Below are 23313 nucleotides of genomic sequence, written 5' to 3'. Positions count from 1 at the left end.
CACCCCCGACGCCGACAATGAAAGAGGTGAGCGCCGTGAACCCCGAGACCGGGTCACCGCCCGGGCCGCTATCGGCCGAGGAACTGGACCACCTGCACGCCTACTGGCGTGCCGCCAACTACCTGGCGGTCGGCCAGATCTACCTGCTGGACAATCCACTGCTGCGCACCCCGCTGGAGCCGGCCCACATCAAACCCCGGCTGCTCGGGCACTGGGGCACCACCCCGGGTCTCAACCTGATCTACGCGCACCTGAACCGCATCATCGGTGAGCGCGACGCCAACCTCATCTACGTGACCGGCCCCGGCCACGGTGGACCGGCGCTGGTGGCCAACGCCTACCTGGAGGGCACCTACAGCGAGATCTACACCGGGATCGGCCAGGACTGTGACGGGATGCGCCGGCTGTTCCGGCAGTTCTCCTTTCCCGGCGGCATCCCCAGTCACACCGCCGCGGAGACGCCGGGCTCGATCCACGAGGGCGGCGAACTGGGGTATTCGCTGGTGCACGCCCACGGGGCGGCCTTCGACAATCCGGATCTGGTGGTGGCCTGCGTCATCGGTGACGGTGAAGCCGAGACCGGACCGTTGGCCGCCGGGTGGCACTCCAACAAGTTCCTCAACCCGGCGCGCGACGGCGCGGTGCTGCCGATCCTGCATCTCAACGGCTACAAGATCGCCAACCCGACGGTGTTGGCGCGCATCCCCGCCGAGGAACTCGACGCGCTGCTCACCGGCTACGGCTACGCCCCGATCACTGTCGCCGGCGCCGACCCGGCGACCGTGCACCAGGCGTTGGCCGCCGCGTTCGACAGCGCCTTCGACCGGATCGCCGCGATCCAGGCGGCGGCCCGTGACGGCGACGGGACCGTCGAGCGCCCGCGCTGGCCGATGATCGTGCTGCGCACCCCCAAGGGCTGGACCGGTCCGCGCACCGTCGACGGGCTGCCGGTGGAAGACACCTGGCGCTCCCACCAGGTGCCGCTGGCGGCGACCCGCGACAACCCCGACCACCGCGCCCAACTCGAGCAGTGGCTGCGCAGCTACCGACCCGAGGAACTGTTCGACGAGCAGGGCGCACCCCGCCCGCAGGTACGCGCGGTCGCCCCGACCGGGACGCGGCGGATGAGCGCCAACCCGCACGCCAACGGCGGCCTGCTGCTGCGGGCGTTGGCCCTGCCCGACTTCCGTGACCACGCCGTGGCGGTCGACGCCCCGGCCACCGCCATCCACGAGGCCACCCGGGTGTTGGGCACCTTCCTGCGCGACGTGATGGCCGCCAACCCCGACCGGTTCCGGCTGATGGGTCCCGACGAGACCGCGTCGAACCGTCTCGACGCGGTCTATGCGGCCAGCGACAAGGTGTGGCTGTCGGCGACCCGCCCCACCGACGAGCACCTCTCCCCCGACGGCCGGGTGATGGAGGTGCTCTCCGAACATCTGTGCCAGGGCTGGCTGGAAGGCTATCTGCTGACCGGACGCCATGGACTGTTCAGCTGCTACGAGGCGTTCGTGCACATCGTCGACTCGATGTTCAGCCAGCACGCCAAGTGGCTGACGGTGAGCCGGGAACTGCCGTGGCGCGCCCCGATCGCGTCGCTGAACTATCTGCTGACCTCCCATGTGTGGCGCCAGGACCACAACGGCGCCTCCCATCAGGATCCGGGCTTCATCGACCTGGTTGCCAACAAACGCCCCGAGGTGGTGCGGGTGTACCTGCCACCGGACGCCAACACGCTGCTCTCGGTCGCCGACCACTGCCTGCGTAGCCGCGACTACGTCAACGTCATCGTCGCCGGCAAGCAACCGGCGCTGTCCTACCTCGACATCGACAGCGCGATCGCGCACTGCACCCGCGGGCTCGGTGTCTGGGAGTGGGCGAGCACCACCACCGGGGAGCCCGACGTGGTGTTGGCCTGCGCCGGTGACGTGCCCACCCTGGAGACCCTCGCCGCCGCCGACATCCTGCGCCGGGAACTGCCGCAGCTGGCGGTGCGGGTGGTCAACGTGGTCGACCTGATGCGTCTGCTGCCCGACTCCGAGCACCCCCACGGCCTGACCGACGCCGAATTCGACACCCTGTTCACCACCGACAAGCCGGTGATCTTCGCCTACCACGGCTACCCGTGGCTGATCCACCGCCTGACCTACCGGCGCACCAACCACGACGAGTTCCATGTGCGCGGATTCAAAGACCGCGGCACCACCACCACCCCGTTCGACATGGTGATGCTCAACGACCTGGACCGTTTCCGCCTGGTCAGCGACGTCATCGACCGGGTGGCCACCCTGGGGACGCGCGCGGCGGTGCTGCGCCAACGGATGGCCGACGCGCGCCTGGCGGCGCGGCGCTACACCCGCGAGCACGGCGAGGACGACCCCCGAATCGCCGATTGGCGCTGGCCGGCGCCACCACGGTGAGCGGCGCTGTGACCGATTTCGTCTCGCCGGGCGGTGCGCAGCGCCGGTAGACTGACCCGATGCCCGAACACGACGCCGGGGTGGCGGCCGCCCCCAATCCGTTGTTCGCGCAGCTCAGCGCGCTGAACCAGATCTGGGTGTACGTCGATATCGCCGTCGTGGTGGTGGTGTTGGCGTTGACCAACCTGATCGCGCATTTCACCACCACCTGGGCCGGGGTCGCCACCGTTCCGCTCGCTGCGGTCGGGCTGGTGCTGTTGATCCGGGCGCGGGGGCTGGGCTGGACCGAACTCGGGCTGGGCCGCGAACACTGGCGCTCCGGCGCCGGCTACGCGCTGGCGGCGGTGCTGATCGTGCTATCGGTGATCGTGATCGGCGCGGCGCTGCCGTGGACCCGCACGATGTTCATGAACAACCACTACGCCACCGTCTCCGGGGCGCTGGTCGCCTCGATGATCATCATCCCGCTGCAGACCGTGATCCCCGAGGAACTGGCGTTTCGGGGAGTGTTGCACGGGGCGTTGGACCGCGCCTGGGGCTTCCGGGGTGTCGCCGCCGCCGGCTCGCTGTTGTTCGGGCTGTGGCACATCGCCACCTCGTTGGGCTTGACCAGCAGCAACGTCGGGTTCACCCGGCTGTTCGGTGGTGGGGTGCTCGGCATGCTCGCCGGGGTGGTGCTCGCGGTGCTGGCCACCGGGGCGGCCGGCTTCGTGTTCACCTGGCTGCGGCGCCGCAGCGGCAGCCTGATCGCCCCGATCGCGCTGCACTGGTCGCTCAACGGGATGGGGGCGTTGGCCGCCGCCCTGGTGTGGCACCTGTCGACCTGAGCCGGCCCCGTCACAGCTGCAGCACCGCCGCCCCGGCGATCCGGCCGGCGGCCAGGTCGCGCAACGCCCGGTCGGCGTGCGCCAACGGATACTCCGGCGTGGTCACCGCGATGCGGTGGTGGGCGGCGAAATCCAGAAAGTCGCGGGCGTCGGCGCGGGTGTTGGACGTCACCGACCGGATCTCGCGTTCGTAGAACAGGTGGCGCTGATAGTTCAGCGGCGGGATGTCGCTGAGGTGGATCCCGGCGATCGCCAACCTGCCGCCCCGATCCAGCGCCGCCAACGCCGGTGGCACCAGATGACCGACCGGGGCGAACAGGATCGCCGCATCCAGCGCCACCGGGGGCGGTTCGTCGGCGCCCTGCGCGGAGGCGGCCCCGAGGTGCAGCGCCAGCTCCCGTGCCGCCGCGCCGCGGGTCATGACGTGCACCTCGGCGCCCTGGGCCAGGGCCACCTGGGCGGTGATGTGGGCGCTGCCGCCGAACCCGTAGAGGCCGAGCCGTCCGCCGGCGGGCAGGTCGGCCCGCAGCAGGGCGCGGTAGCCGATGATCCCGGCGCACAGCAGCGGCGCCAGCTCCGCGTCGGCGTAGCCGGTGGGCAGATGATGGGCGAAGGCGGCGGGCACGGTGGTGAATTCGGCATACCCGCCGTCGGCGTCCCAGCCGGTGTAGCGCGATGCCGGGCAGAGGTTCTCCGCGCCGCGTCGGCAGTACCGGCATCCTCCGCAGGTGTGGCGTAGCCACGCCACCCCCACCCGGTCGCCGGCGGCGAACCCGCCGGCATCGGCACCGACCTCGACGACCTCGCCGACCACCTCGTGGCCGGGGATCACCGCGTCCCGGTGGACCGGAAGGTCGCCCTCCACCACATGCAGATCGGTACGGCAGACCCCACAGGCGTGGACCGCCACCAGCAGCTCGTCGGCCGCGGGCCGGGGCACCGGGACGCGCCGCCGATGCAGCGGCGCGGTGGTGGCGACCGGTCCCGGCCGGCCCACCTGCCACGCGCTCATCGTCGGCGCCGCGTCTCCGCTGCCCACAGGCCTATTCTGCCGTCAGCGGGCCGATGCAGCCGCCGGGATCAGCGCCTCTTCTGCACCAACCCGAGCAGCCACAGCAGCACCACCGATCCGAGGATGGCGGTGAACAGGGTGAACCACCACCCGCCGCCAGCGGTGTCGAGGAAGAAGCTGAGCAGGAACCCGCCGAGCAGCGCCCCGCAGATCCCGATGACGATGTTGACGAGGATCCCGGAGCCGCCGCCCTTGACGATCTTGCCGGCGATCCAGCCCGCCAGCGCCCCGATGATGATGTAGCCGATCCATCCGACGCTGGTCAGCGTGGTGGAGCGTTCGGCGAGGAACTCAGTTGCCGCGAGAACGTTCATCGGCGATTCCTTTCGTCGGGGCCCGCACCGGGCGCCAGCCGCTAGGCGGGCTGAGCCGGTGCCGGGGCCGCGGGGGCCGGCTCAGCCGGAGGGGCCGGTGCCGGAGCTTGGGGAGCCGGAGGGGCCGGTGGTGCCGGCGGGGCACCCGGAGCAGGCGGTGCCGGTGGCGCACCCGGAGCCGGCGGTGCGCCCGGAACGCCCGGAGCCGGGGCTTCGGGCGCCGGCGGCGCGGTGTAGGGCTGGATCGACTCCGCCAATGCGGTTGCCGCGGCTTTGTCGATCGGGTCGTTGGCGGTGCCGAGCCACACCACGAACCAACGGCCGGTGTTCGGGTCGTCGGTGGCCGAACCGACCACACCGGACCAGATCTGGCCATTCGGTTTGGATTCGTCGGTGAACTTCACCTCGTAAAACGACGAGTTGCCGCTCAAGTCGCCGGCGGTGAGCTCACCGGTTTCGGAGTTGACCCGGGTCCCCGGATACGGCATGAAGAACTCACCCATGTCGGATGCCAACTTGGTGGCCGCCTTGCCGTTGTCGGCCTCCGACGCCGCGTAGAGCTTCTGGTCGAGCCGGCCCAGCAGAATCCGGGTGTCGTTGGCCACCACGGGGGGCTGCCCGGGCGGTCCGGGGCTGATCTCCTTGCTCAGCAGCGCCGAACCGTAGTTCAACTGGCCGGGATCGGACTCCACCCAGCCGCCGGGCAGCACGAAACTGAACCCACCCGGGGCATTGTCGATGCGGGCCGGCTGCGGGGCGTTGGGGTCGGCCGGTGGCGGCGCGGGCGCGTTCGGGTCGACCGGGGCCGGAGCCGGTGGTGGCGGCGGGGGCGGATCGGCGTACGCCGATCCGGTCGGCAGCACGATCGTGACGGCACTGACACCGGTGACCGCGGCTACGGCCAGGGTCGCCCACAGTGACTTGCGATGCGTATTCGGATCCACCTGCTCCATGGCGCAGAAATCTACCGTGTTACCGCCGTGACGCAAGTGCGAAATGCGGACAACGGGGTTTCCGATTTACCCGGTGTGGCGCCCGGCCGCCGGATGCAGCGTCACCTCCTGGGCTTTTACCGACAGCCAGATCCGGTCTCCGGCGGTCAGCCGCAACTGCGCCGCCGCCTCGGCAGTGACCTCGGCGGTCAGCCCCGCCGCCCCGCCGGGCTGCTCCTCGGCGCGCACCCGCACCCGCGAGTCGCGGGAATCCAACTCCGCGACCGTCACCGCCACCGTGTTGCGGGGGCTGCCGTGCGGGGCGTCGCGCCACACCGACACCGCCGACGGGGCGAACACCGCTACCGCCGGTGCCCCCGCGGTCAGCTCGCCGACCGCATGGCCCTGCCAGCGCGTCCCGCCGGCGTCGCGCAGCACCCCCGCGGACTCGAGCACCCCCGCCACCAGGTTCACCCCGGCCAGCCGGGCGGCGAACCGGCTGCGCGGGGCGGCCAGCACCGTGGCCACCGGCCCCGATTCGGTGATCCGGCCGTCCTCGATCACCAGCACCCGATCGGCCATCGTCACCACGTCGAGCAGATCGTGCGTGATCAACACGGTGGCGTGACGGCTGCGCGTCACCGCGGAACGCAACACGGTGCGGATCGCCGCAGCCGCGGCGATATCCAACCCGGCCAGCGGTTCGTCGAGCAACAGCACCTCCGGTTCGGCGGCCAACGCGCGCGCGATCGCCACCCGCTGGGCCTGCCCGCCGGAGAGCTGGTGGGGCCGGCGGTCGGCCAGCGCCTCGGCGTCGACCTCACGTAACCAGCGTCGTGCCGTGGCGCCGGCACCGGCGGCGCCGTGGCGGCAGCGCGGCCCGAACGCCACGTTGGCGGCCACGCTCAGATGCGGGAACAACAACGGGTCCTGCAGCAACAACCCCACCCGACGATCGTGGGTGGCCACCTCGATCCCGGCGGCGGTGTCGGTCAGCACCCGGTCGCCGAGGCGCACCAGCCCGCTGTCCGGGCGCACCAGACCGGCGATGACGTGCAACGTGGTGGACTTGCCGGCCCCGTTGGGCCCGATGACCGCGAGCACCTCACCCGGCGGCACCGACAGGTGAACATCGAGGCCCCGCTCGGCGACCGCCGCGCGCAATTCCAGACCGCCCATCTCCGATCCCATAGCCGATTCAGCCCACTCCGGTCAGGCGGCGTGAGCCCACCCCGACGACCACCACCGCCGCGACCGCCACCAGCAGCACCGACAGGGCCACCGCCGCGTCGGCGTCGGTGACCCGTTGCAGATAGATCTCCAGCGGCAGCGTGCGGGTGACCCCCTGGCGGGAGCCGGCGAACGTCAGTGTCGCCCCGAACTCCCCCAGCGACCGGGCGAACGCCAGCACCGCCCCCGAGGTCAAACCCGGCACCAGCAGCGGCAGCGTCACCCGCCACCACACCGTGGTCGGTCGGGCCCCCAGCGTCGCGGCCACCAGCTCGTAGTCACCCCCGGCGGTGCGGGCCGCGCCTTCGAGCGCGATGACCAGAAACGGCAGCGACACGAACGTCTGGGCCAGCACCACCGCGGTGGTGGAGAACGCGATGTCGATCCCGGCGGCGCTGGCGTAACGGCCCACCAGGCCGAGCCGGCCGAACGCGTAGAGCAGCGCGATCCCGCCCACCACCGGGGGCAGCACCAGCGGCAGCAGGATGAGCGGGCGCAGCAACCGCACCATGCGGGCGTGACTGCGCGCCAACACCAGCGCCATCGGCACGCCCAGCAGCACACACAGCGCAGTGCTGGCGGTGGCGGTCTTCAGGCTCAGCGCCAGCGCCGCCCGCGACGAGTCGCTGGTGAGCAACGCCGTGAAGTGTGGCCAGTCGACCCGCACCGCGATCGCCAGCAGCGGCAGCACCACGAACGCGGCACCGACCGCCGCCGGCAGATACACCCAGCGGGGCAGCCCGGCGGGGTGGCTCACCGGCCTCGCACCGCCGCGGCGATCAAGGCTTGGCGAAGCCGTACTTGTCGAGGACCTTCTCGCCGAACTCGCCGGTCACCATGAACACGAAGTTCTCCGCGGCCTCCGGGGCCTGGCGCAGCAGGCCGATCGGATAGACGTTGACCGCATCGGCCGCCTCCGGGAACTTCACCGTGGCCACCGCGTCGCCGGCGTTGAGCGCGTCGGTGACGTAGACCACCCCGGCATCGGCTTGCCCGCTGGTGACCTTGTTGAGCACGTCGGTGACGTTCGGCTCCTCGCTGACCGGGTCGAGGTGCACGTTCGTGGCATCCTCGACCTTCTGGGTGGCCGCCCCGCACGGCACCGGGGTCTGGCAGGTCACCACGTTCAGTTCGGGCCGGGCCAAATCGGCGAACGAGCCGATCTTCTTGGCGTTGTCCGGTGCGGTGACGATGACCAGGGTGTTGGAGGCGAAGTCGGTGCGGGGCCCGTCGAGCAGGCCCACCTGGTCGACCTTGTCCATCTGGGCGGTGTCGGCCGAGGCGAACACGTCGGCGTCGGCGCCCTCGATCAACTGAGTGGCCAACTCCGAGGACCCGGCGAAGTTGAACTCGACGCTGACCCCGGGGTTGTCGGTCTGGAACTGTTCGGCGATCTCGGTGAACGCCGGTTTCAGCGACGCGGCCGCGAACACGGTGATCGAGGAGACCTGGTGCTCGAAGCCGCCGCAACCGGTCAGGGTCGCCGCGGCAAGTGAGGCACCGGCAGCCAGCACAACGAGTCGACGCACGGGGAGATTCATGGGGAAATCCTAGCCAGGCCATGCGATCCCGGTTGCGGCGGGTCGGCGCAACCCGGGTCCGATAACCGTCGGTAGGCCGGATCGTGGCCCGATCGTGGCTGGTGTCGCGGCGGCCATGGTGCACACGTTAGCTACCGTCCAGTAACCTGAGCTGCGGGTCGACGCCAACACAAGGAGGTCATGGCGATGGAGGTCCTGGTCACCGGCGGTGATACGGAACTGGGTCACGCGGTGGCCGAGGCGTTCTGTACCGCCGGCCATCACGTCACGCTCACCGGTGCCCGCCGTGAGCAGCTGCAGGAGATCGCTCAGCGGCTCGACGTCGACGCCATCGCCTGCGACAACACCGATGCGGCCAGCTTGGCCGAGGCGCGCACCCTATTCCCGCACCACCTGGACACGATCGTCAACGTGCCGGCGCCACGCGCCGACCAGGGCGACCCGCGCACCTTCACCGTCGCCGAGGTCGCCGATGCCTGGCGCAGCACGCTGGACGCCACGGTGCTGTCGGCGGTGCTGACCGTGCAGACCATCGGTGACCATCTGCGCTCCGGCGGGTCGATCATCAACGTGATCGGCGATGCGGCCTCCGACGGCGGTGTCGAGGCGGCGATGAAGGCGGCGCTGGGCAATTGGACGGCCGGGCAGGCCACCGTGTTCGGCACCCGCGGGATCACCGTCAACGTCGTCGCCTGCGGGGAAAGCTTCAAGCCCGGTTACGACGGGCTGACCCGCACTCCCCCGTCGGTCGCCGAGGAGATCGCCCGGTTGACGGTGTTTTTGACGACCCCGGCCGCCCGGCACATCACCGGGCAGACTCTGCACGTCAGCCACGGCGCGCTGGCCCAGTTCGGCTGAGCGTTCGGCCTGGGCCGCGGTGGCCGATGCCACAACGCCCGGGCGAGCGTCGCCGGGGCGTGCCGACTACGGTAAAAGGGGAAACGCAGCCGCCCCACAAGGAGCAATCTGACCGTGAGCGCGCAACCTGACACTGCCGCCCCCCGTCGTCGCCACCAAGTCGTGGTCATCGGCTCCGGATTCGGTGGGCTCAACGCGGTCAAGAAACTCAAACGGGCCGACGTCGACATCAAACTCATCGCCCGCACCACCCATCACCTGTTCCAGCCGCTGCTCTACCAGGTGGCCACCGGGATCATCTCCGAAGGTGAGATCGCCCCGGCGACCCGGGTGATCCTGCGCAAACAGCGCAACGTGCAGGTGCTGCTCGGCGACGTCACCCACATCGACCTCGCCAACAAGCTGGTGGTCTCCGAACTGCTCGGACACACCTACGAGACGCCGTATGACAGCCTGATCATCGCCGCCGGCGCCGGCCAGTCCTACTTCGGCAACGACCAGTTCGCCGAATGGGCGCCCGGGATGAAATCGATCGACGACGCGCTGGAGCTTCGTGGGCGCATCCTGAGCGCCTTCGAGCGTGCCGAGCGGTCCCGGGACCCGGCGCGCCGGGAGAAGCTGTTGACGTTCACCGTGATCGGCGCCGGGCCGACCGGAGTGGAGATGGCCGGGCAGATCGCCGAAATGGCCGACCGCACGCTGCGCGGCACGTTCCGCCACATCGACCCCACCAAGGCGCGGGTGATCCTGCTCGACGCGGCGCCGGCGGTGCTGCCGCCGATGGGCGAGAAGCTGGGCCGCAAGGCCGCCGCCCGGCTGGAGAAGATGGGCGTGGAGATCCAACTCGGCGCCATGGTCACCGACGTCGACCGCAACGGGCTGACCGTCAAGGACGCCGACGGCAGCATCCGGCGCATCGAATCCACCTGCAAGGTGTGGTCGGCCGGGGTGTCGGCCAGTCCGCTCGGCCATGACCTCGCCGACCAGTCCGCGACCGAACTCGACCGGGCCGGACGGGTCAAGGTGCTGCCCGACCTGTCGATCCCCGGAGACCCGAACGTGTTCGTCGTCGGCGACATGGCCGCCGTCGACGGTGTCCCCGGGGTCGCCCAGGGTGCGATCCAGGGTGGCAAATACGCCGCGAACCTGATCAAAAGTGAGCTGCGCGGCGCCGATCCGGCGCTGCGGGAGCCGTTCCAATACCTCGACAAGGGGTCGATGGCGACGGTGTCGAAGTTCTCCGCGGTCGCCAAGATCGGCCCGTTGGAGATGAGCGGATTCTTGGCCTGGCTGGCCTGGCTGATGCTGCACCTGATCTACCTGGTCGGGTTCAAGAGCAAGATGAGCACGCTGCTGTCGTGGGCGATGACGTTCCTGTCCGACGCCCGCAGCCAGCTGACCATCACCGACCAGCAGGCGTTCGGTCGGACGCGGCTGGAACAGCTGGAGGTCTACGCCACCGAGGCGCAGCGCGCCGAAGTGCACCGCATCGCCAACTGATCCGGCCCGCTTTAGGCCGGATCCCCGGGCAGATTCTGCAGGCGCACCTGCCCGCGGGCGATCAGCCGGTCGGGCCGGGCGGGATCATCGATGATGGCGACCACCCAGAGTTGCTGACGGCGGCCCCGGTGCAGCGGAGTGGCGTGGCCGTAGAGGGTGCCGGAGCGTGCCGAGCGCAAGAAATCGGTGTTGTTGTTGACCCCGACGACCGAGCCGCCGCCGTGGTCGGCCAGCCAGGAGAACGCCGCCGTGCTGGCCATGCTCTCGATCATGGAGCAGTAGACGCCGCCGTGGACCAGCCCCATCGGCTGGAGCAGCTTGTCGTGGACGGTCAACTGGGCGCGGGCGCCGTCAGGGCCTAATTCGGTGTAGACCAAACCGATTTCGGCGTCGAACGCTGCGGAAAAGCCCGGCGGGATGACCGAGTGCCCGGGTGTGGACGCGTCGTCGTGCACAGTGTTGTGTCTACACCATCGCCGTGGCGCGCGCGGGTGTCGAGTGCGGGCGAGCCCCGGCGCACTGCGCACGGGGCTCGCCCGTCGAGCGGGCCGGGGGTCGCTGCAGCCCTCAGGACACCGGCACGGCCGTGCAACACTCGACTCCGATAGCATAGGCAAGGCTGCCCTAACCGCGCAAGGGGTATCTCGCCCCGGCGGGTACGACGCCGTGTAGTGGACGGGGGTAAGCTGCAAAGTCAGTGCGAGGAGATGAAACACCTATGGCCAACCTGACGCGACTGGGCGACCTGGAACGCGCGGTGATGAACCAGCTGTGGGCTGCCTCCGAGCCGCAGACCGTCCGCCAGGTCCACGAGGTGCTGGTCACCGAGCGTGACCTGGCCTACACCACGGTGATGACCGTGCTGCAGCGGCTGGCCAAAAAGGGTCTGGTGGCGCAGTTGCGCGATGACCGCGCCCACCGCTACACCCCGGTGCGCAGCCGTGACGAACTGGTCGCCGGGCTGATGGTCGACGCGCTGGACCAGGTGGCCGATGGCGGCGCCCGGCGCGCCGCGCTGGTGCACTTCGTCGAACGTGTCGGCGCCGACGACGCCGACGCGCTGCGGCGCGCGCTCGCGGAGCTGGAGGCCGCCGGCCGGGCCGGTGGCCCAGGTGGCGTGCCGCCGGTCGCCTGAGAGAGACTGACAGCGTGTCCGCGCTGGCTTTCACCCTCCTCGCGTTGCTGCTCGTCGCACCGGTGCCGGCGCTGTTGGCCCGGGCCCGATGGCCGCTGCGCGCCCCCCGGGCCGCCTTGGTGCTGTGGCAGGCGGTCGCCCTGGCCGCGGTGTTGTCGGCCTTCAGCGCCGGCATCGCGACGGCCAGCAGGCTGCTGATGCCCGGGCCCGACGGGCGGCCCACCTCGACAATCGCCGGTGATATCGGCCGGCTCGGCTGGCCGCTGTGGCTGCTCTACGTCGGTGTGCTGACGGTGACCGTGCTCATCGGGGTGCGCTTCCTGCTGGCGGTGCTGCAGGTGATGATCAGCACCCGCCGTCGCCGCGCCCGCCACCGGATGCTGGTGGACCTGCTGGGCACCAACTCCCCCGCCCCGCCGGGCCATCCGCCGCTGCGGGTGCTCGACGTTCACGCCCCGCTGGCCTACTGCCTGCCCGGCCGGCACAGCCGCGTCGTGCTCAGCGAGGGCGCGTTGACCGACCTCGCCACCCCCGAGTTGGCGGCCATCCTCAGCCATGAGCGCGCCCACCTGCGCGCCCGCCACGACCTGGTGCTCGAGGCGTTCACCGCCGTGCACACCGCGTTCCCGCGGGTCGTGCGCAGCGCCAACGCGCTGGGCGCGGTGCGGCTCCTCATCGAGGTGCTCGCCGACGACGCCGCGTTGCGGCGCACCGGCCCGGCGCCGCTGGGTCGTGCGCTGGTCGCCTGTGCGGCCGGGCCGGTGCCCGCCGGTGCCCTCGGTGCCGGAGACACCGACACGGTGCTGCGCGTGCGTCGGCTGGCCGGGCGACCCAACAGCCGCGCTTTCGCCGCGGCCGCCTACATCGCCGCCGTGGGGATCGTGGGCATTCCCACTGTCGCGCTGGCGGTACCGTGGCTGGTCGAGCTGCAACGGCTGCTGTTGCCGTGACAGCCGCCGAGTCACCGCACCAGCACAGCCGAGTTCACGACCGGGAGGCGAACCCATGACCGCAGCGGAGTCCGACGGACAAGCCCACATCGGGGTGACCGGTCTGGCGGTGATGGGCTCCAACATCGCCCGCAACTTCGCCCGACACGGCTACACGGTGGCGCTGCACAACCGGACCGTGGCCAAAACCGATGCGCTGCTGGCCGATCACGGTGACGAGGGCACGTTCGTGCGCACCGAGACGATCACCGGGTTCCTGGCCGCGCTGCAGCGGCCGCGTCGCGTGCTGATCATGGTCAAGGCCGGAGCGCCCACCGACGCGGTCATCGATGAGCTCGCCGACGCGATGGAGCCCGGCGACATCATCATCGACGGCGGCAACGCCCTCTACACCGACACCATCCGCCGGGAGAAGGCTCTGGCCGCCCGCGGCCTGCACTTCGTCGGCGCCGGCATCTCCGGCGGTGAGGAGGGCGCACTGAACGGGCCGTCGATCATGCCGGGCGGGCCGGCCGAATCGTATGCCTCGCTGGGGCCGCTGTTGGAGGAGATCTCCGCCCATGTCGACGGGGTGCCGTGCTGCACGCACATCGGCCCGGACGGCTCCGGGCATTTCGTCAAGATGGTGCACAACGGGATCGAATACGCCGACATGCAGCTCATCGGTGAGGCCTATCAACTGCTGCGCGACGCCCTGGGCCTGCAGGCCGGTGCGATCGCCGACGTGTTCGCCGAGTGGAACACCGGGGAATTGGACTCCTACCTGGTGGAGATCACCGCCGAGGTGCTACGCCAGGTCGACACCGAAACTCAGAAACCGTTGGTGGACATCATCGTCGATGCCGCCGAGCAGAAAGGCACCGGACGCTGGACGGTCAAATCCGCCCTCGATCTCGGGGTTCCGGTGACCGGGATCGCCGAGGCGGTGTTCGCCCGGGCGCTCTCCGGTGCCACGCCGCAGCGACGGGCGGGCGCCGCGCTGAGCACCGGGACGCTGGGGGCGGCCCCCACCGATGCCGCCGCGTTCACCGAGGACGTGCGCCAAGCGCTGTACGCATCGAAGATCGTCGCCTACGCGCAGGGTTTCAACCAGATCCAGGCCGGCAGCGCCGAATACGGCTGGAATCTCACCCCCGGTGACCTGGCCACCATCTGGCGCGGCGGTTGCATCATCCGCGCCACCTTCCTCAACCGCATCAAGGACGCCTTCGACGCCGACCCGGACCTGGTGAGCCTGCTGGCCGCGCCGTACTTCCGTGCGGCGGTCACCGCGGCGATCGACAGCTGGCGCCGGGTGGTGGTCACCGCCACCAGCCTGGGTATCCCGGTGCCCGGATTCGCTTCGGCGCTGGCCTATTACGACGGATTGCGCACCGAACGACTGCCCGCCGCGCTGACCCAGGCCCAACGTGACTACTTCGGTGCACACACCTACGGGCGCATCGACAAACCGGGCAAATTCCACACGCGGTGGAGTGGTGACCGCAGCGAAGAACCGGTGTAGCGGTAGGTGATCGGCGAGCGATGAGGTTCCTCGACGGGCACCGGCCCGGATACGACCTGACCTACGACGACGTGTTCATCGTCCCCGGACGCTCGCAGGTGGCCTCCCGGTTCGACGTCGACCTGGCCACCGTCGACGGGTCGGGCACCACGATCCCGGTGGTGGTCGCCAACATGACCGCGGTCGCGGGTCGGCGTATGGCCGAGACGGTGGCGCGCCGTGGCGGGCTGGTGGTGCTGCCGCAGGATCTGCCGCTGCCGGCGGTGCAACACACCGTCGGATTCGTCAAAGACCGTGACCTGGTGGCCGACACCCCGGTGGTGCTCGACCCCGACGACTCGGTGACCGCCGCGTTCGGGCTTTTGCACAAACGCGCCCACGGGGCGGCGGTCGTCATCGACGGTGAGCGTCCCGTCGGGGTGGTCACCGAGGCATGCTGTGCGGGGGTCGACCGGTTCGCCCGGGTTCGCGACGTGCTGCGCACCGACATGGTCACCGCACCGGCGGGCACCGCGCCGCGCGCGGTGTTCGACCTGCTCGAGCACGCCCCGCTCGACCTCGCCGTGCTGACCGGCCCCGACGGGCGGCTCGCCGGGGTGCTGACCCGGCTCGGCGCGCTGCGCGCCGGCATCTACACCCCGGCCACCGACGCGGCCGGCCGACTGCGGGTCGCCGCGGCGATCGGGATCAACGCCGACGTCGACGCCCGCGCACAGGCGCTGGTGGACAGCGGGGTCGACCTGCTGGTCATCGACACCGCCCACGGCCACCAGGAGAAGGCACTGGAGGCGATCGCGCGGGTGGCCGCCCTCGATTTGGGGGTGCCGTTGGCCGCCGGCAACGTGGTGTCCGCCGAGGGCACCCGCGATCTGATCGCCGCCGGCGCCGACATCGTCAAGGTCGGGGTCGGACCCGGCGCGATGTGCACCACCCGGATGATGACCGGGGTGGGCCGGCCGCAGTTCTCCGCGATCGTCGAGTGCGCGGCCGCGGCCCGCGACCTCGGCCGGCACGTCTGGGCCGACGGCGGGGTGCGCCGGCCCCGCGACGTCGCGTTGGCGCTGGCCGCCGGCGCCTCCAACGTGATGATCGGATCTTGGTTCGCCGGCACCTACGAATCCCCCGGCGACCTGATGTACGACCGCGACGCACAGCCCTACAAGGAGAGCTACGGGATGGCCTCCAAGCGGGCGGTGGTGGCCCGCACCGCCGGGGACCATGCCTTCGACCGGGCCCGCAAAACGCTGTTCGAGGAAGGCATCTCGACGTCGCGGATGAGCCTGGACCCCGACCGCGGCGGTGTGGAGGACCTGCTCGACCACATCACCGCCGGGGTGCGCAGCACCTGCACCTATGTGGGGGCGGCGACCCTCGCGCAGCTGCATGAGCGGGTGCTGCTCGGGGTGCAGTCCGCCGCCGGGTTCCTCGAGGGGCATCCGCTGCCCCAGGGGTGGTGATGGGGCGAAGATGAACGTCGTGGTGACCACGGCCTCGCTGCTCGGTTTCCTGGTGCTCACCGCCGGCACGGCGCTGTTCGTCGCCGCCGAGTTCGCGTTGACCACCCTGGAGCGCAGCGCGGTGGAGGCCAACGCGCGCAGCGGCGACCGGCGCGACCTGTACGTCCAGCGTGCCCACCACACCCTGTCGTTCCAGCTCTCCGGGGCCCAATTGGGTATCTCGATCACCACCTTGGCCACCGGGTATCTGGCCGAACCACTGCTGGCCCGCTGGATCCGGCCGGTGCTGGGCGCCCTCGGCGTGCCCGACGGCGCCATCGGCGGTATCGCGCTGGGGGCGGCGCTGCTGATCGCGACGTCGCTGTCGATGGTCTTCGGTGAACTGGTGCCCAAGAACCTCGCCGTGGCGCGGCCGCTGCCATGCGCACGGGCTACCGCCGGGCCGCAGCTGCTGTTCTCCGCGGTGTTCGCGGTGGCGATCCGGTTGACCAACGGGGCCGCCAACGCGATCCTGCGCTGGCTGGGCATCGAACCGGCCGAGGAACTGCGCTCGGCGCGCTCCCCGCGGGAGCTGGTCGCGCTGGTGCGCACGTCGGCGCGCAGCGGTTCGCTGGATGCCCCCACCGCCGCGCTGGTGGGCCGGTCGCTGACGTTCGGCACGCTCACCGCCGAGGAGCTGATGACACCGCGCTCGAAGGTGGTGGCGCTGCAGGCCGACGACACCGTCGCCGACCTGGCCGCCACCGCCACCGAGACCGGGATCTCACGGTTCCCGATCATCCGCGGCGACCTCGACGAAACCATCGGCATCGTGCATGTCAAACAGATTTTCGAGGTTCCGCCGGCGCAGCGGGCCGGCACCCGGCTGGAGACCATCGCCCAGTCGGTGGCGGTGGTGCCCTCCACTCTCGACGGGGACGCGGTGATGAGCCAGATCCGGGCCAACGGGTTGCAGACCGCGCTGGTCGTCGACGAGTACGGCGGCACCGCCGGGATGGTCACCGTCGAGGACCTGATCGAAGAGATCGTCGGCGACGTGCGCGACGAGCACGACGACGCCGCCCCCGACGTGGTGGCCGTCGGCGCCGGGTGGCAGGTCTCCGGGCTGCTGCGCATCGACGAGGTCGCCGCCACCACCGGCTACTGCGGCCCCGACGGCGACTACGACACCATCGGCGGGCTGGTGCTGCGCCAACTGGGCCGCATCCCCGACGGCGGCGAGGTCGTCGAGTTGCCGCTGGTCGAGCCGGAGGCCGGCCTCGAGCCGCCGCCGCGTTGGCGGGCGCGGGTGGTGCGCATGGACGGCCGGCGCATCGACGTCCTCGAGCTCACCGTCGACCGGGGGGCGCGCTAGATGGTCAGCGTGGCGGCGGTGGTGCTCACCGTGGCGCTGCTGGGCGCCAATGCGTTCTTCGTCGGCGCGGAGTTCTCGCTGATCTCCGCCCGCCGCGACCGGCTGGAGGCCCTCGCCGAGCAGGGCAAGAAAAGCGCGCGCACCGTCATCGGCGCCGGCGAACAACTCTCGCTGATGCTCGCCGGCGCCCAGTTGGGCGTCACCGTCTGCTCGATCCTGTTGGGCCGGGTCGCCGAACCGGCCGTCGCCGACCTGCTCGACGACCCGTTCGCCCTGGTCGGGGTGCCCGATCCGCTGCTGCACACGGTGGCGTTCGTGGTGGCCCTGGCGATCGTGGTCACCCTGCACGTGCTGCTCGGCGAGATGGTGCCCAAGAACATCGCGATCGCCGGACCGGAGACCGCCGCGATGCTGCTGATCCCCAGCTACCTGGTGTACGTGCGTGCGGTGCGCCCGCTCATCGCGTTCTACAACTGGTGCGCCAACATCACGCTGCGGGCGCTGCGGATCGAACCGCGCGACGAACTCGATATCGCGGTGTCCACCGTCGAACTCTCCGAGATGATCGCCGAATCGGTCTCCGAGGGCCTGCTCGACCCCGAAGAACACACCCGGCTGACCCGCGCGTTGGCGATCCGTTCGCGGGTGGTGGCCGACATCGCGGTGCCACGGCGGGCGATCCGCACGGTGAACGCCTCCCCCGGCGCCGGCCCGACGGTCGGGGCGGTGGAGGAGGCGCTCGCCGCCACCGGGTTCTCCCGGTTCCCGGTGGTCGATCCGGCCGGGACGTTCATCGGGTACGTGCACATCAAAGACGTGCTCGGGCTCGGCGATGACCCCGCCGCGGTGCTCGACCGCGTCGCGGTGCGTCCGCTGCCCCGGGTGCCGGCGTCGCTGCCGCTGGCCGAGGCGCTCTCCCGGCTGCGCCGCACCAACAGCCATTTGGCGCTGGCGACCGCCGCCGACGGCGCGGTGGTCGCGATGGTGACTTTGGAGGACCTGGTGGAGGACCTGGTCGGCACGGTCCGCGACGGTACCCACCGGATCTGACCGGGGACGGGATTACGCCATGGACACGGTGCTCGCCGTCGCGGACTGGCGCGAACGCCAACACGCCCACCGGGCCCGGCTGCTGGCAGTGCTCGGCGACTATCTGACCGGCCGCGCCGGCGGGCGGCACGATCCGGTGATCGACTTTTTGTTCACCTACTACCGGCTGCGGCCGGGCCGGTTGCTGCGCTGGCACCCCGGTCACGGGGTGCAGCTCGGCGCGGCCGACGCCAACGCACCGGCCCGCCGTGCGCTGGACGGCTACGCGCGTTTGCGCGGCTACCGGCGCACGCCCGCCGGAGCCGGCGTCGACCCCGCCTTCGCGCGGCGTCGCCGCGACACCATCGCCCACCTTGCCCGGCTGCTGGCGGCCACCGCCGGGCGTCCCCCGCGGCTGTCGTGTTTCGGGCTGCACGAGTGGGCGATGGTCTACCGCGCCACCGCCCGCCAGCATCCGCAGGTGCCGCTGCGGCTGGGCCGCGCCGGCACCGACGCCGTCGTCGAGGCGTCGGAGCTGCGCTGCACCCACTACGACGCGTTCCGGTTCTTCACTCCCGCGGCACGCCCCCGCAACGCCGCGCCGTTGCGCCGCGACAGCCAGATTGCCCATGAGCAGCCCGGTTGCCTGCATGCCGCTATGGATCTGTACCGGTACTGCTATCAGCTGGAGCCGCTGATCCCCGGGGAGCTGACCGCCGAGTGCTTCCTGCTGGCCCGCACCGCCCGTGTCCTGGACATGCGGGCCAGTCCCTATGACCTGAGCGCCTACGGCTACTCGGCGGTGCCGATCGAGACCCCGGCGGGGCGTGCGCAGTACGTGCGGGCCCAGACCGCGATCGCCGAGCAGGCCGCCCCGCTGCGCGCCCGGGTGCTGGGGCACTGCCGCGAGCTGCTGGAAACGATCCGCTGATCCGATCACGGCCCGCCGGTTGCCGGTTGCCGGACGGCCGCGTACTGAACGGTAAGGTGGGCACGTTGCTTCGCCAACGAAGCCAGCAAGGGAGGAAGCATGACGGACCGCGTGTCGGTGGGTGAGCTGCAGGTCGCCCGCGAGCTCTACGACTTCATCACCGACGAGGCGCTGCCGGGAACCGGCGTGGACCCCGACCGGTTCTGGGCCGGCGCCGAGCAGGTCATCACCGATCTGACTCCCCGCAACCGCGAGCTGCTGGCCCGCCGCGACGACCTGCAGGCCCAGATCGACAAGTGGCACCGGGCCCGGGTCATCGGGCCGCACGACCCGGCGGCCTATCAGGAGTTCCTCACCGAGATCGGCTACCTGCACGACGAGCCGACCGGGGTGGCGATCACCACCGCCGACGTCGACGACGAGATCACCACCACCGCCGGCCCGCAGCTGGTGGTGCCGGTGACCAACGCGCGGTTCGCGCTCAACGCCGCCAACGCCCGGTGGGGTTCGCTGTATGACGCGCTGTACGGCACCGACGTCATCAGCGAGGAGGGCGGCGCGGAGAAGGGCACCAGCTACAACAAGGTCCGCGGCGACAAGGTCATCGCCTACGCGCGGGACTTCCTCGACCAGTCGGTGCCCCTGGCCACCAGTTCCTACACCGACGCCACCGCGTTCGAGGTCGTCGACGGCCAGCTGATGGTGAGCCTCGGCGCCGACCGCTCGACCCTGCTGGCCGAGCGGGACCAGTTCGTCGGCTACCTCGGCGAGCCGGACGCGCCGACCGCGCTGCTGCTGTCCCACCACGGGCTGCACATCGAGATCCTCATCGACCCCGACTCGCCGATCGGGCGCACCGACGCCGCCGGCATCAAAGACGTGGTGCTGGAGTCCGCGGTCACCACGATCATCGACTTCGAGGACTCGATCACCGCGGTGGATGCCGCCGACAAGGTGCTCGGCTACCGCAACTGGCTGGGCCTCAACCGCGGCGACCTGGCCGAAGAGGTGAGCAAGGACGGGTCCAGCTTCACCCGGGTGCTCAACCCCGACCGCACCTACACCACCCCCGACGGCGCGGAGATCACCCTGCCCGGGCGCAGCTTGCTGTTCGTGCGCAACGTCGGGCACCTGATGACCAACGACGCAATCGTCTTCGCCGACGGCACCGAGGTGTTCGAGGGCATCCAGGACGCGCTGTTCACCGCGCTGATCGCCATGCACGGGCTCAGCGCCGACGATGACCACGGCCCGCTGGTCAACAGCCGCACCGGCTCGGTCTACATCGTCAAACCCAAGATGCATGGCCCGGAGGAGGCGGCGTTCACCGCGGAGCTGTTCGGCCGCGTCGAACGGGTGCTCGGCCTGCCGGAGGCCACCCTCAAGGTCGGGATCATGGACGAGGAGCGCCGCACCACGGTCAACCTGATGGCCTGCATCGGCGCCGCCCGCGACCGGGTGGTGTTCATCAACACCGGCTTTTTGGACCGCACCGGCGACGAGATCCACACCTCGATGGAGGCGGGCCCGATGGTCCGCAAGGGCGCGATGAAATCCCAACCGTGGATCGCCGCCTACGAGGACAACAACGTCGACGTCGGGTTGAGCTGCCAGCTGGCCGGCCGTGCCCAGATCGGCAAGGGCATGTGGACGATGACCGACCTGATGGCCGACATGATGGAGCAGAAGATCGCCCAGCCGCGCGCCGGGGCGTCCACCGCCTGGGTGCCGTCGCCGACCGCGGCCACCCTGCACGCCATCCACTACCACCAGGTCGACGTGCGCGCCGTGCAGCAGGACCTGGCCGGAAAGCGCCGTGCCGGCCTCGAGCAGCTGCTCACGATCCCGCTGGCCAAGGAACTGGCCTGGGCACCGGAAGAGATCCACGAGGAAGTCGACAACAACTGCCAGTCGATCCTGGGGTATGTGGTGCGCTGGGTCGGTCAGGGTGTCGGCTGCTCCAAGGTGCCCGACATCCACGACGTCGCGCTGATGGAGGACCGGGCCACGCTGCGGATCTCCAGCCAGCTGCTGGCCAACTGGCTGCGCCACGGCGTGATAACCGCCGAGACGGTGCGCGCCAGTCTGGAACGGATGGCGCTGGTGGTCGACGAGCAGAACGCCGGGGACCCGGACTACCCACCGATGGGACCCGACTTCGACGCCAGCATCCCGTTCCTGGCCGCCGAGGAGCTGATCCTCTCCGGCACCGGCCAGCCCAACGGCTACACCGAGCCGATCCTGCACCGGCGCCGCCGCGAGTTCAAGGCTCAAGCGGGCCTGTGATCGACCACTGACCCGACCACCACGACAGCAGCGCCATGGGTAGACATAGCATCCCCGACCCCGACGATCAGCCCGACGAGTCCGTCGAGCCGGTCGGTCCCGGCGAGCCCGGTGAGTCTGAGGAGCCCGCCGCTGCGGAGCAGGCGCACCCGATCGCACCCGAGCCGACCGGACCGGTACCCACCGGTGCCGCCCGGCGGAGCCGCCGCAGCATCGGCGAGTGGCGCGGCGGTCACCGCAGCGAAGGGGGCCGGCGCGGGGTCTCGGTGGGTGTCGTCGCCGCGCTGATCACGGTGGTGGTGCTGGTCAGCGGGGTGATCCTGTGGCGTTTCTTCGGCGCGGTGCTCTCCCACCGCTCCGACACCGCCGCGGCCCGCTGCGTGGCCGGCGACGAGACGGTGGCGGTGGTGGCCGACCCCTCGATCGCCGATCAGGTGCGACAGCTCGCCGAGGAGTTCACCGGCAACGGACGCCAGGTCGGCGACCGGTGTGTGTCGGTGTCGGTGAAGTCGGCCGGGTCCAACGCCGTCATCAACGGCTTCATCGGCGACTGGTCGGCCGATCTGGGTGAGCGTCCCGCACTGTGGATCCCCGCCAGCTCGATCTCCGCCGCGCGGCTGCAGGCCGCGGTCGGCGCCGACACTGTCAGTGACGCCCGTTCGCTGGTGCGCTCACCGGTGATGCTGGCGGTGCGCCCGGAGCTCAAATCGGCTCTTGCTGAACGCGATTGGGCAGCGCTGCCGCAGTTGCAAACCACCCCCGATGCCCTGGACCGGCTGCAGCTGGCGCACTGGGGTTCGCTGCGGCTGGCGTTGCCGACCAGCGACAACGGCGATGCGGCGGCGCTGGCCGCCGAAGCGGTCGCCACCGCCGCCGCCGGCGATCGGCCCGCCACCGACGGGGTCGGCGCGGTGCGCAGCCTGATCGGTGGTCAACCGAAACTGGCCGACACCTCGCTGGCGGAGGCGATGAACGCCCTGCTCGGCGCCGAGGACCCGGCGAGCGCGCCGGTGCACGCGGTGGTCACCACCGAACAGCAGCTCGTCGCCCGCGCCGCGTCGTCGGCCGATCGCGCCGACACCCTGGCCGGGTGGCTGCCGTCGGGACCGGTCGCGGTGGCCGACTACCCCACCGTGCTGCTGGCGGGTAACTGGCTCTCCGACGAGCAGGTCAGCGGCGCCAGCGAATTCGCGCGGTATCTGGGCAAACCCGACCAGTTGGCGACGTTCGCCGAGGCCGGCTTCCGTGGCCCGGCCGGCGGCGACGATGCCGGCCCCGACGGCGCCCTGCCGGACAGCGACGTCACCGATTTCCCGGCCATCGACGCAACCGTGCCGGTCGGCGACGACTCGCTGCGCGCCACCTTGGCCAACACGGTGACCGCACCGAGCGCCGGCCCGGCCACCACGATCATGCTCGACCAGTCGATGGGCGAATCCGACGGTGCGCGCAGCCGGCTGGCCAACGTCACCGCCGCCCTCGACGCGGCGGTATCCGGGCTGCCGGCCGACTCGACGATCGGGCTGTGGACCTTCGACGGCACCGAAGGCCGCTCCGCGGTCGCCGCCGGCCCGCTCGACACGGTGCGCGACGCGGTCAGCGGACGCCTCGACGGGCTCGGGCCGACCGCCGACGGGGCGGTGTCGTTCACCACCCTGCGGCTGGTCTACGGCGAGGCGCTGGCCGACTACCAGGAGGGCCGGCCGAACTCGGTGCTGGTGATCACCACCGGGCCGCACACCGACCGGACCCTCGACGGCCCCGGCCTGCAGGACTATCTGCGCGGCGCGGTCGACCCGGCCCGCCCGGTCGCGGTGAACGTGCTCGACTTCGGTGACGACACCGACCGGGCCACCTGGGAGGCGGTCGCCCAGATCAGCGGCGGCAGCTACCGGCAGCTGGCCAGCTCGGACACCCCCGAGTTGGCCACCGCGTTGAGCACCCTGCTGGGCTGACCGCCCCGACCCGGCCGG

At 71.1% G+C, this 23313-nt stretch carries 20 protein-coding genes; 13 read left to right on the top strand and 7 right to left on the bottom strand.

What is annotated here, in order from left to right; all coding sequences use genetic code 11:
• The first annotated feature begins 17 nt into the window (after positions 1-17).
• Together B8W67_RS04295 and B8W67_RS04290 are read left to right on the top strand one after the other, a co-directional pair.
• Positions 18-2420 (top strand): phosphoketolase family protein, encoded by a 2403-nt coding sequence (locus B8W67_RS04295; RefSeq protein ID WP_085302408.1) that lies wholly within the window; start codon positions 18-20, stop codon positions 2418-2420.
• 59 nt (positions 2421-2479) lie between these two features.
• A complete protein-coding gene (locus B8W67_RS04290; RefSeq protein ID WP_069390939.1) occupies positions 2480-3247 on the top strand; it encodes a CPBP family intramembrane glutamic endopeptidase in 768 nt (255 codons plus the stop codon).
• Between the two features lie 10 nt (positions 3248-3257).
• Here the strand turns inward: B8W67_RS04290 and B8W67_RS04285 are convergent, their stop codons facing one another.
• The 6 genes from B8W67_RS04285 to modA all read right to left on the bottom strand — a co-directional run bounded on the left by B8W67_RS04285 (position 3258) and on the right by modA (position 8324).
• A complete protein-coding gene (locus tag B8W67_RS04285; RefSeq protein ID WP_085302406.1) occupies positions 3258-4259 on the bottom strand; it encodes a zinc-binding alcohol dehydrogenase family protein in 1002 nt (333 codons plus the stop codon).
• Positions 4260-4327: 68 nt separating this feature from the next.
• Entirely contained in the window at positions 4328-4633 is a 306-nt protein-coding gene (locus B8W67_RS04280; protein WP_069390941.1) for a GlsB/YeaQ/YmgE family stress response membrane protein, read from the bottom strand.
• 41 nt (positions 4634-4674) lie between these two features.
• A complete protein-coding gene (locus tag B8W67_RS04275) occupies positions 4675-5586 on the bottom strand; it encodes an APA family fibronectin-binding glycoprotein (RefSeq protein ID WP_085302404.1) in 912 nt (303 codons plus the stop codon).
• A gap of 66 nt (positions 5587-5652) precedes the next feature.
• Positions 5653-6744: a sulfate/molybdate ABC transporter ATP-binding protein gene (locus B8W67_RS04270; RefSeq protein WP_085302455.1), complete on the bottom strand. Its 1092-nt coding sequence runs from the start codon at positions 6742-6744 to the stop codon at positions 5653-5655.
• Between the two features lie 19 nt (positions 6745-6763).
• Positions 6764-7552, bottom strand: a complete 789-nt coding sequence (locus B8W67_RS04265; protein WP_197747581.1) for an ABC transporter permease — start codon at positions 7550-7552, stop codon at positions 6764-6766.
• A 22-nt stretch (positions 7553-7574) separates the two neighbouring features.
• A complete protein-coding gene (gene modA / locus B8W67_RS04260) occupies positions 7575-8324 on the bottom strand; it encodes a molybdate ABC transporter substrate-binding protein (protein WP_197747598.1) in 750 nt (249 codons plus the stop codon).
• A gap of 198 nt (positions 8325-8522) precedes the next feature.
• Here modA and B8W67_RS04255 point away from each other — a divergent pair, with 198 nt between their 5' ends.
• Both B8W67_RS04255 and B8W67_RS04250 read left to right on the top strand, forming a co-directional pair.
• Entirely contained in the window at positions 8523-9194 is a 672-nt protein-coding gene (locus tag B8W67_RS04255; RefSeq protein ID WP_069391040.1) for an SDR family oxidoreductase, read from the top strand.
• A gap of 114 nt (positions 9195-9308) precedes the next feature.
• Positions 9309-10694: a type II NADH:quinone oxidoreductase Ndh gene (locus B8W67_RS04250; RefSeq protein WP_085302400.1), complete on the top strand. Its 1386-nt coding sequence runs from the start codon at positions 9309-9311 to the stop codon at positions 10692-10694.
• Between the two features lie 11 nt (positions 10695-10705).
• On the opposite strand, the gene B8W67_RS04245 is transcribed toward B8W67_RS04250, so the two are convergent.
• On the bottom strand, positions 10706-11149 hold the full coding sequence (locus B8W67_RS04245) for a PaaI family thioesterase (RefSeq protein ID WP_234806654.1): 444 nt from the start codon (positions 11147-11149) through the stop codon (positions 10706-10708).
• 263 nt (positions 11150-11412) lie between these two features.
• On the opposite strand from B8W67_RS04245, the gene B8W67_RS04240 reads away from it, so the two are divergent.
• The 9 genes from B8W67_RS04240 (at position 11413) to B8W67_RS04200 (ending at position 23295) form a co-directional block, all read left to right on the top strand.
• A complete protein-coding gene (locus tag B8W67_RS04240; protein WP_069390946.1) occupies positions 11413-11829 on the top strand; it encodes a BlaI/MecI/CopY family transcriptional regulator in 417 nt (138 codons plus the stop codon).
• Positions 11830-11843: 14 nt separating this feature from the next.
• A complete protein-coding gene (locus B8W67_RS04235) occupies positions 11844-12779 on the top strand; it encodes a M56 family metallopeptidase (protein ID WP_085302397.1) in 936 nt (311 codons plus the stop codon).
• A gap of 55 nt (positions 12780-12834) precedes the next feature.
• Positions 12835-14283 carry an NADP-dependent phosphogluconate dehydrogenase gene (gene gndA, locus B8W67_RS04230; RefSeq protein ID WP_085302396.1) on the top strand — a complete coding sequence of 483 codons (1449 nt, stop codon included), beginning with the start codon at positions 12835-12837 and terminating at the stop codon, positions 14281-14283.
• 20 nt (positions 14284-14303) lie between these two features.
• On the top strand, positions 14304-15740 hold the full coding sequence (locus B8W67_RS04225; RefSeq protein ID WP_085302394.1) for a GuaB1 family IMP dehydrogenase-related protein: 1437 nt from the start codon (positions 14304-14306) through the stop codon (positions 15738-15740).
• A gap of 10 nt (positions 15741-15750) precedes the next feature.
• Positions 15751-17094 carry a hemolysin family protein gene (locus B8W67_RS04220; protein WP_069390950.1) on the top strand — a complete coding sequence of 448 codons (1344 nt, stop codon included), beginning with the start codon at positions 15751-15753 and terminating at the stop codon, positions 17092-17094.
• Positions 17095-18144, top strand: a complete 1050-nt coding sequence (locus B8W67_RS04215) for a hemolysin family protein (protein WP_069390951.1) — start codon at positions 17095-17097, stop codon at positions 18142-18144.
• Between the two features lie 19 nt (positions 18145-18163).
• Positions 18164-19054, top strand: coding sequence for a 3-methyladenine DNA glycosylase (locus B8W67_RS04210; RefSeq protein WP_085302392.1), 891 nt, complete (start codon positions 18164-18166; stop codon positions 19052-19054).
• Between the two features lie 99 nt (positions 19055-19153).
• Complete coding sequence (locus B8W67_RS04205) at positions 19154-21340, top strand: malate synthase G (protein ID WP_069390953.1); 2187 nt, start codon at positions 19154-19156, stop codon at positions 21338-21340.
• A 35-nt stretch (positions 21341-21375) separates the two neighbouring features.
• The gene (locus tag B8W67_RS04200; RefSeq protein ID WP_085302390.1) at positions 21376-23295 is read left to right on the top strand and encodes a vWA domain-containing protein; all 1920 of its coding nucleotides are present in this window, start codon (positions 21376-21378) and stop codon (positions 23293-23295) included.
• Positions 23296-23313: the final 18 nt, after the last annotated feature.

The sequence above is a fragment of the Mycolicibacillus koreensis genome (genome assembly GCF_002104795.1).
GTDB lineage: Bacteria > Actinomycetota > Actinomycetes > Mycobacteriales > Mycobacteriaceae > Mycobacterium > Mycobacterium koreense.
Note: the sequence above shows the minus strand (reverse complement) of the source record. Positions and strands in the feature narration are given on the sequence as shown.